The organism is Bacillus pfraonensis (assembly GCF_050768835.1).
In the GTDB taxonomy this organism is placed as follows: domain Bacteria; phylum Bacillota; class Bacilli; order Bacillales; family Bacillaceae_G; genus Bacillus_A; species Bacillus_A pfraonensis.
Genome location: NZ_JAHCDO010000003.1, coordinates 222,930 through 237,830, shown reverse-complemented (window position 1 = coordinate 237,830; position 14,901 = coordinate 222,930). Strand labels below are relative to the sequence as shown.

Annotated in this window: 12 protein-coding genes, 1 other RNA gene and 1 pseudogene; 10 read left to right on the top strand and 4 right to left on the bottom strand. The window is 36.2% G+C overall.

The window, feature by feature from the left end:
* Positions 1-6 precede the first annotated feature (6 nt).
* The 3 genes and pseudogenes from smpB to KFD70_RS03795 form a co-directional block, all read left to right on the top strand.
* Positions 7-474 carry an SsrA-binding protein gene (gene smpB, locus KFD70_RS03805; RefSeq protein WP_017153345.1) on the top strand — a complete coding sequence of 156 codons (468 nt, stop codon included), beginning with the start codon at positions 7-9 and terminating at the stop codon, positions 472-474.
* Between the two features lie 127 nt (positions 475-601).
* Positions 602-960: a transfer-messenger RNA gene (gene ssrA / locus KFD70_RS03800) on the top strand.
* Positions 961-1,195: 235 nt separating this feature from the next.
* A pseudogene (locus tag KFD70_RS03795) lies at positions 1,196-1,576 on the top strand (ATP-binding protein); the annotation flags it as partial.
* A 413-nt stretch (positions 1,577-1,989) separates the two neighbouring features.
* On the opposite strand, the gene KFD70_RS03790 reads toward KFD70_RS03795, so the two are convergent.
* Complete coding sequence (locus KFD70_RS03790; protein WP_098507783.1) at positions 1,990-2,772, bottom strand: 2OG-Fe dioxygenase family protein; 783 nt, start codon at positions 2,770-2,772, stop codon at positions 1,990-1,992.
* A gap of 285 nt (positions 2,773-3,057) precedes the next feature.
* Between KFD70_RS03790 and KFD70_RS03785 the strand changes: the two genes are divergently transcribed.
* From KFD70_RS03785 to KFD70_RS03755, 7 genes are read left to right on the top strand one after another with little or no spacing between them, the layout of a single operon-like run.
* Positions 3,058-3,261, top strand: a complete 204-nt coding sequence (locus KFD70_RS03785; RefSeq protein WP_098507782.1) for a helix-turn-helix transcriptional regulator — start codon at positions 3,058-3,060, stop codon at positions 3,259-3,261.
* 5 nt (positions 3,262-3,266) lie between these two features.
* A complete protein-coding gene (locus tag KFD70_RS03780; RefSeq protein WP_336451699.1) occupies positions 3,267-3,707 on the top strand; it encodes a hypothetical protein in 441 nt (146 codons plus the stop codon).
* A 15-nt stretch (positions 3,708-3,722) separates the two neighbouring features.
* Positions 3,723-4,199 carry a small multi-drug export protein gene (locus KFD70_RS03775; protein ID WP_098507780.1) on the top strand — a complete coding sequence of 159 codons (477 nt, stop codon included), beginning with the start codon at positions 3,723-3,725 and terminating at the stop codon, positions 4,197-4,199.
* 16 nt (positions 4,200-4,215) lie between these two features.
* Positions 4,216-4,884, top strand: a complete 669-nt coding sequence (locus KFD70_RS03770; protein ID WP_098507779.1) for a GOLPH3/VPS74 family protein — start codon at positions 4,216-4,218, stop codon at positions 4,882-4,884.
* 42 nt (positions 4,885-4,926) lie between these two features.
* Entirely contained in the window at positions 4,927-5,850 is a 924-nt protein-coding gene (locus KFD70_RS03765; RefSeq protein WP_098541833.1) for an ABC transporter ATP-binding protein, read from the top strand.
* Complete coding sequence (locus KFD70_RS03760) at positions 5,850-6,626, top strand: ABC transporter permease (RefSeq protein WP_336451700.1); 777 nt, start codon at positions 5,850-5,852, stop codon at positions 6,624-6,626. The genes KFD70_RS03765 and KFD70_RS03760 overlap by 1 nt, the downstream gene beginning before the upstream one ends.
* 10 nt (positions 6,627-6,636) lie before the next feature.
* Positions 6,637-7,380, top strand: a complete 744-nt coding sequence (locus KFD70_RS03755; protein WP_062821225.1) for an ABC transporter permease — start codon at positions 6,637-6,639, stop codon at positions 7,378-7,380.
* Positions 7,381-8,107: 727 nt separating this feature from the next.
* Here the strand turns inward: KFD70_RS03755 and KFD70_RS03750 are convergent.
* The 3 genes from KFD70_RS03750 to KFD70_RS03740 all read right to left on the bottom strand — a co-directional run bounded on the left by KFD70_RS03750 (position 8,108) and on the right by KFD70_RS03740 (position 14,028).
* Positions 8,108-10,291, bottom strand: a complete 2,184-nt coding sequence (locus KFD70_RS03750) for a peptidase domain-containing ABC transporter (protein WP_098507776.1) — start codon at positions 10,289-10,291, stop codon at positions 8,108-8,110.
* Positions 10,292-10,359: 68 nt separating this feature from the next.
* Positions 10,360-13,581, bottom strand: a complete 3,222-nt coding sequence (locus KFD70_RS03745; protein ID WP_336451701.1) for a type 2 lanthipeptide synthetase LanM family protein — start codon at positions 13,579-13,581, stop codon at positions 10,360-10,362.
* A 219-nt stretch (positions 13,582-13,800) separates the two neighbouring features.
* On the bottom strand, positions 13,801-14,028 hold the full coding sequence (locus KFD70_RS03740) for a mersacidin/lichenicidin family type 2 lantibiotic (protein WP_336451716.1): 228 nt from the start codon (positions 14,026-14,028) through the stop codon (positions 13,801-13,803).
* Between the last annotated feature and the right edge of the window lie 873 nt (positions 14,029-14,901).

Genomic DNA, 14,901 nt, shown 5'->3' with positions numbered 1-14,901 from the left:
CAGATAATGCCAAAAGGTAGCGGTAAGGTTATTGCACAAAATAAAAAAGCATTTCATGATTATTTCATCGACGAAACATACGAAGCAGGGCTTGTCCTTCAAGGAACGGAAATTAAGTCAATTCGTGCTGGGCGCGTTAACTTAAAGGATGCTTTCGCTCGTGTACATAACGGTGAAGTTTGGGTACATAATATGCACATTAGTCCGTATGAACAAGGGAACCGTTTCAATCATGATCCGCTTCGCACAAGAAAATTACTTCTTCATAAAAAAGAAATTCAGAAGTTAATCGGTTATTCAAAAGAAACAGGTTATACACTTGTTCCAGTTAAAATCTATTTAAAAAATGGATTTGCGAAAATGGCACTTGGTTTAGCTCGAGGTAAGAAGCAATATGATAAGCGTCATGATTTAAAAGAAAAAGAAGCGAAACGTGAAATTGCTCGCGCATTCCGTGATCGTCAAAAAATGTAATACAGAAATTTACATTTGTAAAATGTCGAACGTATGATATAATAATTCATGTAAGGCCAGTGAACATTGAAAAACAGCTCATTAAGTAGCTATCACGAATATACTTCGTATGCTCCATTTCTTATATGGGGACGTTACGGATTCGACAGGGGTAGTTTGAGCTTAAGTTGCGAGTCGAGGGGATCGGCCTCGTTAAAACGTCAAAGCCAATAACTGGCAAACAACAAAACAACTTCGCTTTAGCTGCTTAATACAGCTTAGCGGTTCCTCCCTCCATCGTCCATGTGGTAGGGTAAGGGACTCAAACTAAGTGGACTACGCCGGAGTTCGCCGTCTGAGGGCGAAGGAAGAGAACAATCAGACTAGCAGCTTGGAAGCCTGTCGATAGGCCGAAGAGTTTGCGAAATGCCAATATATCGACTATGCTCGTAGAAGCTTAAGTGCCAATATCTTTGGACGTGGGTTCGACTCCCACCGTCTCCACCAATACATATTTGGTGGTTTTTTTATTTTGTATAACAGGAAGCATAACTTTGCATCAAATGCAGGTTTATGCTTCTTTTTTTGTTGTACAAATTTATGCTTCCCAAGAGTTTTAACAGTACTCCAACAAAAGTCTCTTCATAAGTGCTGAAAGGAATTTTCATTTACATAATCAACGTTATTGGTACTAATAAACTTTCTTTAGCTCTATGAGGTTTTTACTTAGTGATTATAGACAGCAGCTAAAAAACGAACAAGTACTTATTTTATTAAATGTCATGATCTACTTCAAAATTTAAAACGTGCAAAAATTGAGAGTCGCTTAGAATCACGATTAAAAAACTATACAAAGTATAAATTACTTATCATTGATGAAATTGGATATTTACCAATTGATCCGGAGGATGCAAAACTATTCTTCAAACTCATTGATATGCGTTATGAAAAACGAAGTACGATCTTAATTAAGAATGTTAATTTCGAGTCATGGGATGAAATCTTCCAAGATCCTAAAATCGCGAATGCCATACTAGATCGTGTCTTACATCACGCCACAGTTGTGAGCATTGTGGGGCAATCGTATCGAATTAAAGATCATTTCAGTAAAGAAAATGATTAACTTTGTACATGTTTATGTTGACATTTACAGTTATTTTAAAGGTGCATAAATTAACGGTTTCGTAATGAATCTACAGATGAGTATGTCGTGGAAGGATCTTTATCCAAAATTTTCGAATCTTCATGTCTATAGAATATTTTCTTCTTTATATAATAAATGCCATTTTATTAGGCTACCTCAAGTATAAATCTATTCTTAGTAGGTGCCCAAGTGTATTAGAATAGAATATCCCTTTACCAGATATGAATATAAAACTTTCAATAAAAGTCAAAAGAGAGGAGGATCCTCTCTCTTGATAGTTGTGAATCATTGATTTTTGCGAGGAAAAAAAGACAACAGAAGTGTCACTATATAGTGGTTACATAAATAAATATAAAATTAAGAGGAAACCATTTTAAGCTCTATATAATTTATTAGGTGATTGCAATAACAGTAGGAGTAAAGTCAATAAGAAGGACACCTCTTTCAGCTGGTTGCGGCTCCTTTCCTTTTTTCACTCCTTTAACATAGTGACTGACCTTTTGGTCACAAACACCATAAGAGTCAAGAGGATTTATGAGATCAAACTCATCAAGAATGAATTTTTTATCAACATCTTCCCTTTTTAAACCGGCACAATTCGTGGTGGCAATCGTACTAGTCCCGCCAATCACATTTTTATAGGTGACTAAGTGGACAAAGGTGAAGGGCTCTCCATCTTGATGCAGGGTATTTGGAGAAGCGATAGACTCCTGACCATCTTCTGTGACCATATACTTTACAAAATGTACACCAACATGAACAGGAAGTAACTTGTCATGTGTATCCCAGAATGTTTCATTAAAATCATATTTTATTATTTCTTTTAAGAGTTCGTTTTCCTTTATTTCTTCGCTAAGTGAAGGGAAAGCACGGTACTCAGCGAGGTATTCAGCGTTAAAGCTTCCTTGAAAATACAGAGATTGAGGTTGCCCTTGTTCGTCAAAGTGATTAGGAAGCCATTGAAAATGATTATCCCAAGGATTAATCAGTGCGCGTGAATATCTTCTGTACCTGTGACTCTCTAATGAGTATGTATCTACCGGTAATCGATCAAATTCGGCTGTCATCTGCATAAAATCTTTTTCTAGGTTTTGAACAGGTAAATCTGCAAGTTGGAATTTCTTGTATCCGTTTACTTCTAGAGCTTTCTTTTCTTTTAAGAACAAATTACTCATTTAGTACACCACCTTTATTATTAAGTTAATCTTTAAAAGTTGAAAAAAATCCCTATTTATAACAAAATATTCATAAAATAATAATAAGCTTTAATTTTATATATGTAAAGTAAAAAAAAACCATTAATATATATATTTTGTATTAAATAAATATATTTAAATGATGAATTTGGGTGTTTTTTTTATATTTACGCAATTATCCTTTGCAAAATGAAAATGATTATTGACATTTATAATTATTTAATTTATTCTAAAATTAGTTAATTTATGGAAAGGGTTAGTGGGATGCTAATTAATAGAGTCAGAGAAATGCGCGCACGTCACAAGTGGTCTCAGCAAGATTTGGCTAAAAAAATTGGGGCCACAAGACAAACGATTGGGTTGATTGAAAAAGGGGATTATGCACCCTCCATAACGTTAGTCTTAAAAATTGCCAAAGCTTTTCAAGTTACAGTAGAAGAAGTTTTTTTCCTCGAAGAGAAAGGGTGAGCAAAATGTTACAAAAACTAATAAAATCTCCTATTGTTCCTCTGTTTTTATTTATTCTGTTAGTTACTTTTTTTATTTTTTCTCTGTATAATCCTCAGGATGAAAAACAGTTGTTGGCTAGGATATGTCTCTTTCTACTTACTGCCTTAACTTTTATTTGGACGATCCTGATAAGATACTATAACCAAAAACATCCTGAAAACAGAATCCGCTTCTCTGGGCTTCTTCCTTCCGAATTTCTTGACATGGACGAAGGGCAGCAATGGGTTACTCATAAAGCATGTAGAAATGTTTATATCTTCTTTTCAGTTGGATTGCCGGTTACTGCAGGAATTTGTTTCCTATTTTCTGAGTTTGTTCTTACTCCCTTTTTCGCCATTGGATTTTTGGGTATTGGTCAATACCTGGTGTATTGGCTGACGGTTCGTAAATTAAATAAATATTAAAAAGGAAGTGATGTAATGCTTGAATGGGCACAAGATCAATCGACTGTCTTGCAATTTGTTGTAATTTTTGTTGTTGCTTTCGCTCCTTGGATGGATGTATCTATTGTAGTTCCTATCGGTGTGGCATGGGGGCTGCCACCGTTTGGAGTTGCAATAGTGGCTTTTACTGGTAACTTGCTTTTAGTTTTACTACTAGGATTTTTCTTTAAGCAATTTTACGCATGGAGAGAAAAAAGAAGAAAAGCAAAAGGGATTACGGCTCCCTCCAAACAAGAAACAAGATCCAGAAAAATTTGGGAGCGATACGGTATTCCAGGTCTAGCGCTTCTTGCGCCAATTTTTGTTGGTACTGACATTGCTGCTGTTTTGGCCTTAACATTTGGTTCCTCTCGGACGCAAGTGATAAGTTGGATGACTGTTAGCTTAGCTGTTTGGACAACTATATTCACTATTGGTTCCATGTATGGCTTTAGCTATCTAAACATTATTTAATATAGAGGGTGAATTTATGGAACATCGGCTTTCTTTGCCAGAAGAAATAGTTCTATTAGGGGCGAATCATCTTCGTTTGAAGTATCGTTCCTATACAGAAACATATAGCATTGGGGCTATATTTATTGAATTACTTTTAAAAAAGAAAATAGAGTTGGATACAAAGGGAAAAGTTATAGTTGTTGATGCTGATACAACTGGAGATGATTATTTGGACCAAGTTATCCTTATTCTTGTCAAATCATTTAGAACGAGAAAATTAAAAGCTTGGATTAAGTATTTCCATTTCAAAACCCGGTTACGAGGAAAGATACACAATTCTATTCTTCAAGAACTGCAAAAAAAAGGGGCAATCACCTTAGGTTTAAAAGTTCCTTTTCTACCTCTACGAAAAATCACCGAGATTAATCAATCGCGAGAACAAGTTGTTAAAATGATTCATTCTCAGCTCATCTATAATAAAGTTCCTGATGAACAGACAGTTGTTCTTTTATATTTGCTGAAAGAGACAGGATTATTAAAAGATTATTTTAACTCAAAAGAAAGAGCAGAAATAATGAACTGTATAAATGAGCAAAAAGACCAGCTTTCAATTGATATAAATTCTATTCAACGGATTGAAAAAGCCATACAGGATATTACAGCTTGTCTTGCCTCTTTAGGTGGGGCACTAGTGACTCCTTAGACGGTAATTATTCCTTAATTAAATAGTGAAGGGAGATACAAAATGAACTCACTAATTATCAATACAAATAATCTCACAAAGACCTACAAAAAAAATATAGTTGTAGATTCTTTAAACATGAAAGTCAGTCAAGGTGAGATTTACGGATTTTTAGGTCCGAACGGTGCAGGGAAAACTACGACTATTCGTATGTTGCTTGGTCTTATTCGCCCCACTAAAGGTGATGTGAAGATATTTGATCAGGATTTAAAGAAGGATCGCTTGTCAATTTTAGGGAAAATTGGATCTCTTGTTGAAACACCGACCTACTACGGTCATCTCAGCGGATATGAAAATTTAGAAGCTGCCAGGCGACTGCTGCGAATAGATAATACAGATAGAGTAAAGGAGGTACTCAAAATTGTTCAGCTAGAAGGTGCCAAGGATAAAAAGGTTAAAAATTATTCCCTAGGAATGAAACAAAGGTTGGGTATTGCAACTGCTTTGTTGAATCGTCCGCAGCTTTTAATTCTAGATGAACCAACCAACGGTCTTGACCCTGCTGGTATTCATGAAATACGTGAACTTATTAAAGAAATGCCTGCAAAGTTTGGAATGACTGTTTTGGTTTCAAGTCATTTACTTAGTGAAATAGAGTTGATGGCAACTCAGGTGGGTATTATTCAAAATGGGAAGATGCTTTTTCAAGATTCTATTGAGGTTCTAAGGAAAGAAAGTGAACCTAAAATTAAAATAAAAGTCGATAAGCCCTTGGAAGCAGCTAGTTCTCTTAAACATAAAGGCATTGAGGCAAATTTTGAAGAGGAAGAAGGGACTGTGTATATTCAAGAATCTTCACCATCTATAGCTGGGGAAGCCAACAAGGTACTAGTAGAGGCCGGATTTACAGTCTCCCGCCTGGAAGGTATGAAAAAGTCACTTGAAGATATCTTCTTAGATCTTACAGGGAAAGGACAGAGCTTATAATGGGACCGATATTCTCGTCCGATTTAGTTAAAATAAAACGTTCATGGTTTTGGGGACTTGTCCTATTTTTCCCTGCTGTATTAGTAGGAGGGGTAACTCTGCTACTTTTGCTGAATGCTGGTGATATACAGCAGGAGGTCTCGGAAGGTAGGAGTTATAACATTTGGGGTACCATATGGATGATTACATTTTACGGCAACTATTTTATTATCCACCTTTCCGTTACAATTTTATGCTCGTATATTGCTAATTTAGAGCACCAGGCAAGGTCGTGGAAACTTATCTTTTCTATGCCAATATCCAAGACTCAATACTATTGGACGCGCTACATGTGGATATGCTTTGGTGTACTATTTTCGGGGTTATTTTTAATGGGTGCTATGTGCCTTTCTGGATTTTTATTTGGAGGGAGCGCTACATTTAATGCCTCCAGAATCTTTTATTTTACAATGTTTCCATATCTGACTTCTTTTGCTCTTATTGGGCTGCAGCTATGGATATCCATGGTATTAAATAATCAGGCGATACCGATGATGATGGGAGGAGTAGGAATAGCCTTGGGGCTATTTTTGATTCAGCTGCCGGGGGTTACACAATATCTTCCGTGGGTCCTGCCATACCAAGTAACATTTTCAAATGAAAATATCATTACTGATTTTTCTAGTATAGTTAATTCCCCTAATTACCAGTGGGAATGGGTTTGGATTAGCCTTGGCATGGGCTTATTTTTCACTATCATTGGATCGATACATTTTTCCAATAGAGAAGTAGATTAGGAGGAAGAGTATGTTTAAAGATGTATTATGGAATGATTGGCTGAAGCTTAGGAACTATACACAAATTTGGCTGATTATTCTGATAACACCTCTATTTCTTACTGTTGTTGGAGTGGCCAACTATGTTACTCATATCCATGTTTTTGAAGAGAATGGAATGGTAGGATGGACGGGGGCATGGACCCAAGTCGAGTTTTTGTATGGAACTGTTCTTTGTCCACTACTTTCAAGTGTGTATCTGGCAATACTCTGCCGTTTTGAACATGCAAATGGGGGGTGGAAGCAACTTTTGTCCTATCCTATTCCAAAAGTATACTTTTATCTATCAAAGATGATATGGGGTTGGCTGTTGGTAGGAATGACAAATGTTATGATGTTTTTGTATTTCCTTATATTAGGGAAAGTGATGGGGGTGACAGGAACATTTCCATATTTCGAATTTTTAGGCCTGTTTCTAAATGGGTGGTTGTCCATTCTGCCTCTTATAGCCCTTCAAACCTGGCTGGCGATACAATGGAAAAACTTTTCTCTTCCAATTGCCTTGAATTTTGCTTTTATAATTCCGAATATCTTTGTGACAGGTTCAAAGTATGGAAGATATTATCCTTGGTCACAGCCTGCTTATGCTATGACACCCGAAAATCAACTTGGATTTACACAGACAACCCAAGATTTGTACCTAGCAGTAATAGGTGGTTTTCTCTTGTTTAGTTTAGCTGGAGTCTGGAATTTCATGCGTACTGAAATGAAATAAATACCTATCCAAAATAAGGAGGGAATTATAGTGAAAAAAGGCACCATTATTACCATTATGGCGGTAGCAGTAGTTGTTTTAGCTATCTTGTTCTTTTTTGGACCTTTAGGGGAAATGTTTGCATAACCTACAATTTGATGTAAAAGATGAAACGAAATATCCAAAGTCTATTTATTAGACTTTGGATATTTCGTTTTTAAGAACATATTCTATCTCTATGCCCTTAAAAACGAAATAGCTAAAGGAGATATTTATATAAAAAATTTCATTTAGTCATTGTGTAAAGTTTAGTTCAGTAATCACCTCCTATAAATTATAGTTTGTCAATCTAAGTGCGAAAGTTCCTACTGAAAAGCTTTGTGGGCAGTTTTTCACCCTAAATATTTTTTTGTCTTTGAATACTAAGAAGCAGCACCTGATTGAATTGGTCTTGTGAGACAGGATGAGCTTTATTGTTTTTTAGTGCCGTACTTAATAATACAATTCATCAAATATTAAAGCGTGTAAAGGATAATTTAAAGACCAGAGTTTTTTGGGAAGATGGAGAAGAGAATAATTTTTATCGTTCCCCTGTTTGAGTATAGAGGCATTTTACATTATAGATCGTGATTAATCCAACGAAAAAATTTTGTACAATAAAATTAGACTATCTCTTTTAAGTAATTAATTCTCACTTTACGCTTATTAAAAAAATAAACCTGCATCTGATGAGATGCGGGTTTATTTTTTAACTATATGTTATCATTTTCGCTTGTTGTGACCACAACAGGCGATAAAGTTCACATTCATTAAGCAGAGTATCGTGGCTGCCGATTGCCTCGATACGCCCTTGATCCATAACAATGATAGCATCTGCATCAGTAATGGCTGCCAAACGATGAGCGATAACCAACTGGGTAATACCATTTTTCCGGAAAGTATCATTAAGCTTCTGCTCGGTTAGTGAATCCATCTGACTGGTTGCTTCATCTAAAATTAAAAGAGAAGGGCTCGTAGCTAGAGCTCTGGCTATGGCTAATCTCTGCCTTTGTCCCCCGGATAAATTTTGGCCGTTTTCCCCGATAACCGTGTTATACTTAAGCGGCATTGAAAGGATATCCTCGTGTAGTGATGCTAGTTGGGCGGCTTGCTCCAATTGGTCTACAGGTAAGTCCTCAAAGAAAGATATATTTTTATAAATTGTGTCATTAAACAGGTACGTTTCCTGAAGGACTATGCCAATTTGAGTTCTCAAATCTTCATAATCCACCTGATTCATATGTTCTGATCCATAATAAATAGAGCCCTCGGAAGGGGAATAGAGCCCAAGCAGTAATTTAATTAAAGAGCTTTTTCCACTACCAGTCGGTCCTACAATACCTATTTTTTGTCCTGGTTCTATACTCAATGAAATGTTATGTAAGACAGGTGATTCTCCTTTATAGGCGAAGCTTACATCATCAAAAACTATAGGAGTATTCTTAAAATCGATTTTTGTTTTTCCGCTAAGTTGTAGATTTTGCTCTGTTTTTGCAGAGAGTACATCAAAGACCCTTTCAAAAGCACTGAACAAAATTTGAAAGGATTGAAAGTAAGTAATGAGAGAATTAATGGGCGTTAAAAAGGAGAGAGCTAAAGAATTAAATGCTATTAGGGCACCGATAGTCATAAATCCATTAGAAATCTCCCTCATTCCCAGCATTAAAAGAAGTAGCGGAGCAACTAAGCCCATGCTGCTTACAATGCTGTTTAAAAGACCACTTCGAGAAAACCTTAAGGAGAAGTAATTCATTTGCTCCGAGAATAGTTCTGTCCAGCCATTAAGAATTTTGTCTTCCCTTCGTGTAGACTTAACTAGTAGAATGCTACGTAGTCCTTCCATCAAATAACTTTGAGCGGTCCCCTGAACCGCCAATTCTTGTTGTGAATAGCTTCTTATTGAACCTAAAAAGAGAAGCATCAGAAAAATTTCAGTTATGGCGATTATTAAGGTTATTCCACTTAAAAATACTGACTGTGTAAACATGGTAATTAGACATATCAAAATCATTGTTACATCCAAAATTATTGCGATTCCGGTAGTTGATAGGATCTCCCGAATCATCGAGATATTGTTCAGTCTTGTTGCAAGGTCTCCTGTATTCCGTTGTTCAAAAAAGGTAAGCGGAAGTTTTAATAGATGTGTTAGATAATCTGCAGATAGCTTAGTACTGATATGTCTTTGAAGCTGTGCAAATAGAATACTTCTAATATAGGAAAAAAGTAGGCTAGTAACAAAAATGGCTCCTATAATTAAAAAAATATTGCTGATTATAGAGGATTTTTCAAAATCCATATACCTATCGACAATATAACCTATCATAAAGGGTACGGTCAGGCTAAGGGCCTGAACAAGGATGGAAAATATAATCATTAAAATGCTGTACTTCGGTTTAATCATAGCGTAATAGAGAAGCATTTTGTTACTGCTCTTATTACTGGATCCCTTATTTACTCGCTCTGTGCATTCAAACGTAAGCACTATTCCGCTAAAATGCTGCTCTAGCTCCGTTAGGTTTATTTTTTTTCTGCCTTGAGCAGGGTCAATAATGATTGCTGATCCAGATTTGATTTTATCCAAAACTACATAATGGCTGTGATCCCAGTGTAGGATAGCAGGCAAAGTAATTTGATGGAGTTGGTCCAGTTTTTCTATCTTAAAAGCACGGCATTTGAATCCGTAATTTTCTGAGACGTTCTTTAAAGTTAATGCGCTGACTCCGTTTCTGTATGCTTGGCACTCTTCGCTAAGAATGTAAAGAGGAACTTTAAGTTCGTAGAAAGCAAAAATCATAGAAAGACAGGCTGGCCCACATTCGTTTTGACTCACCTGCCTGATAACCGGAACATTTGTCCAGCGCTTTATTCTTTTTTGCTTCTGTCTAGATGACATTATTTAACCTCCTATAAACTACCTATAGCTCTAGATATCTAGAGCTATAGGTAGTTGAAATTCAAAACTTATTTTAGTGCTGTTATAGATTCTAAGTGAGTTATTGAAGGAACCCCGTTTATATCATAAAGCTTAAGTAGTCCTAAGCCGACACCTGAAATGCCTACCATTGCACCATATGTTTCTAGGTACTGAGGGAGACCGCTTTTCCAACCACCTTGTTGAATTTCATCCAATACATGTTCTCCTACTGCATAGCTGTACTGTTTCCAAATATCCTCTTTAAGTACTTTGCTTGCCAGCAACAGCACATCTAAATTTCCTACATCTCCATGACAAAGGGAATGGTCTCTACCGAATCCTTCTTTTATAATGGTCTCTAAACCGTCTCTGATTTCAATGTCAATAAGAGAATCGGAGTAACCTGCCTCTTTCAATAGCAGACGAGATAAAACTACACCCGATGCTCCATGACACCAAGCACAAGGGAGTTGAGGCAGCTCAGCAGCGCTTGGGAGGGCCCAATTCTTTTTGTCTTCCATGTACAGACTTCGTTCATAAGCTAATCCTTGTTTGAGGGTATCATATAACATTTGCTCCCCGGTCAGTTGATAAAGTTCATGCAAGGCCCAAACAATACCAGAAGTTCCGTGAGAGAAACCAGGTAATGCATCTTCGGAGACGGATATCTTCCAACCAATGCCTATAGTTTGAGGTATAGCTTTTTGAAGAATATGTTCTCCGAATTTCTTTGATGCTTCCAAGAAGATTTCATCTCCTGTCTGTTTGTAAAGATCTAGACAGACAATAAGTGAGCCTGCTGAACCATCTATAATATCCACTTCCTGTATATATGGAATAGATTCAATGAGCTTTGGCATCACTTTATTTACAGCTTCCATTAAGGAAGGTTCATCTAATATTTTTGTTAGGTGGTTAAGCGTATAAATATTAGATAATACTCCAGTAAAAGCGCCTAATGAAGCATACTTAGGATAAGCTAATATCTCCTGAAGAGAGTCTTTTATAGGAGGTAAACATTTTTGTATATAGGCCCTATACTTCGAATCTCTAGTATATTTATATAAATAACCAAAAAACAGAGCAATACCGCTTATTCCATCATATAAATCATTCCCTAGAGGAGCAATTCTCCAGAGGCTTTCTGCATTGTCAGTAAGGCGAGTCCCAATCCAAGAGACATCCTCTTGTCCATTATTTGTTCCTTGTATAGACTTGTCTATCAGGTAATCCGCTACTCTTTTTGCTTCTTCTAAGAACGGATCTCGATCTATTTGGTTATCCGGAATGGAAGGGATGTAACTTGACTTTTTATCTGATGGAGATGATTCAAGTGCCAGCATTGAAAGTTTAATAATTTGTAGCTGTTCTTCATAATCTTTTGGACCAAGCCCATCTATTTTTTCGAGTGTTTTTGCCAAGCTACTTGTTTTATAGTAGTTTTCATAGCAACGCCCGTGGCTGTCGTAGATATGGGGTTGTCCTGGTTCTGTTGTAAAATACGGAATATCTCCTTCCAACAAGTCTGCTTTTTCCGCGAGAAGAACCTGCTTTAATTCTGGTTGCATTTCTGTATCAAGCCATAATTTTCCTAAAAGCATCTCTCTGTCTAGGCCATCCCGTAAATAGTCCGGATGATAGCTGATAGCGAGAAGGTTTCCGTATCTGTTAGTAGCCCGCAATACCTGCCTTACTTTTGTATTTTTAAATCGGCTGATCTCATTTTTTAGGCAATCTTTGTTCGCGGCCAGTAAATCATAGGCTTCCTTGAATCCTGCCATCATGTCATCTATATACATAGTGACACTTACTTTTTTACCATTTAATGTTGGATAATTTGAGCTGGCAGGAATTTTAATGTATCCACGTTCTACTTTTTGTTCATCTGTGTTATTCGACTGGATAACTGGTACTTTGGAAGGATAAATCTGTTCCTCACCGTTAGCCATCCCGCTTATGTTGAGGCCCCGTCCCTCAGCTTTATTGAATAACGTGAAAACTGGTAGGATATTGGTAGCCAAAACAGATTGACTTAGTGTTTTAAGTGCTACTTCTTGAGCAGTAACTGACTCGGTTGACTGTACGGCATCTTGATTAAAGAGAGTTTCTAGATCAATTAGCATTGGATATTCGCCGCTGGCAATCAGGTTTTCGTTGTGAAAATCAATAGCATTTATAGAATATAAAAGTGCCAAATAATATCCCATTCTACGATAAAAGTTGTTTACTTCCTGTTCGGTTGAGCATTCTTTATGTTCTATAAACTCACTCCAGCCGTATGTACCCCTATCTAGTAGAGTGATAGGTAGAAGCTCCAATTTTTTCTCTTTTAGTTCGTTAAACCAGCACAAAAGCTGTTGAAATTGTTCATCGATTTTTAAAGGCCTTGGCTTATACACTAGATTCCTGTTACCGTTGAACTCTATGATAACTACTCCTTTCCCGCCGTTGTGTGAATCGGAGATGTTCGTTTTTATATCCTCCATGGCCGTTATAGGAGTACCATTAAAAAAATGCTGTTCGATTGTCTTCTTATCATGTAGAAGGTGATCGTAAATTTCTGCAAAATTATCTGCCCATCTAATTGTCTTTCCTGAAAGAATTCTTACTAAGACAGGGTATTGCTTATAAAGTTGTGCTAAGTAATTTTTATCGGTTAAAAGTGTATAGGAAAAATATTTATAACGCTCTTGAGGTGTTTCTCCGACAAGAAGCTCTTTTAATCTTGCTATATTCAATTCCAAAGTTAGAGTTCGGAAGCTCACTTTGCTGAGTGTTTCGGCCAAATTACGCACAAGCTGGAAAAGTACCTTTTCTTTTGATAATGAGAAACCATGTTTTTTTTCAGATAATGAAACTGCTTTTTCTATTCTCTCAACCCCAATTTTTAAAAAGGGGAGTAAAAAATTAAAAAAAGCAATTGGCTCATTTGGATTAAGAGTAATTATTTTTTTGAGAATGTGTGGCAATTCCGGTTCCTGATGATTAAATCTTTCTAATTCACCAACAATAGCAAGCCACTCAGCACTGGAATCGAAGTCATAGTTATTACTTATCATTATTTTATATAAATCCTTGTGTTCTATATTATGTAAATGTAAGTTTTTTAAAAAGAGATCTTCGTTTTTGCCTATCCCGTCTATCCAGTTGCTGATCCGGAGATTAGAATAGTCATCAGGCTGCATTTCTTGAGCGAGATTACTAGTTGTGCTCTTTTGGACTCTTTCTTCTATGAAAAATGCCTTTTTTAAAGCTTGATTTGCAAGCATGGGATCACTCCTATATGTAAATAAAATCTTTAATAATTATGTAAGAATAATAATAGAGGATTGGGGGTATCATGTAAAAATATAAAATACCTTTAGAATTAGAAAGAAGATAGCAATGCTATCTTCTTTCTAAAGGTATTGCAAAGAACTGAAATAAGTATTTTTGTAATAGTGCTAGCTGTTTAAATCATCTGATCGTGATTCGAACAGCTTATGCTATTAGCAAGACCAGCTCCAACAAGACCATGATGGACAAATTGAGCAATCTTTTGTCCATGTACAAGTACCACCACAACCAGCAGCACCCACTACTTTATCAAGATCAGCGTCTGAAAGTTCTGCAAGAACATCTCCTGCAGGATTTACTGGCATTTTGCTAAGTTCTGCTGCTGAAAGAGTAGAACGTTTAGCTGGATCATTCCAGTATTGGATAATTTTATCATTCATGTAATTCACCCCCCTCGAAGTAAATTTATAACATTTTATATAAAAAAGCAATATATATTTTATATTTTTTGAAATTTTTAAATTTTATCCGTTATATATGTATTTGACACTTAAGAGCTATTGGTAGGCCAGATGAAAGGTTTGTAAGAGCATTCCCTGCAGGGAGGATTACTGGTATTTTGCTAAGTTCTGCTGTTGAAAGAGTAGGGCACTTAGCTGGGAGATTTCAGTATTAGATGATTTTATCATTTGTGAAATTACCTCTTTTATAGTGAGAAATACAGTGATTTATATATAAAATATATAATTGCATTTTATATTTTATATTTTTATTTTGGGAAAATGATCTGTTACATATGCATTTGACACTTAAGGAGCTGTTGGCAAACTGGCTGAAAGTTTTTTGTACCCGACCTAGGTGAAGATCTGGACTGTAAGGTAAGGGTGATAGTAGCTGTAGCTTAAGATAAGGGTATATCATAGTCTGAAGGAAGGCGGTAAGCTTTCTTTTCAACAGTCTATTTCCAAAGTTCTAACGAGTATATACGCTCCGTTTTTTTTCTAAGTCTTGAATTTTGTCTGGGGGAACGTTCACATGATGTAATCAGATTGGAGCAAGTTTATATAGAAGAAGGTTATAGGTGGTAATAGACATAGATTTTGAAAAATTCTTCGATAAGGTAAAACTATGACAGACCTATGATCTATGATGACACACTCTCAAAAGATTAAGCATCTTAGATTAATCTATACATACCTACAAGCAGGAATAATGGACACGGATTAGTCAACCTAAACACAGAAGGAACTTCACAAGGAGGCTTATGATAAATTTTGTATACGGTGGTCCATTGATTCTGCTTTTATCTAATA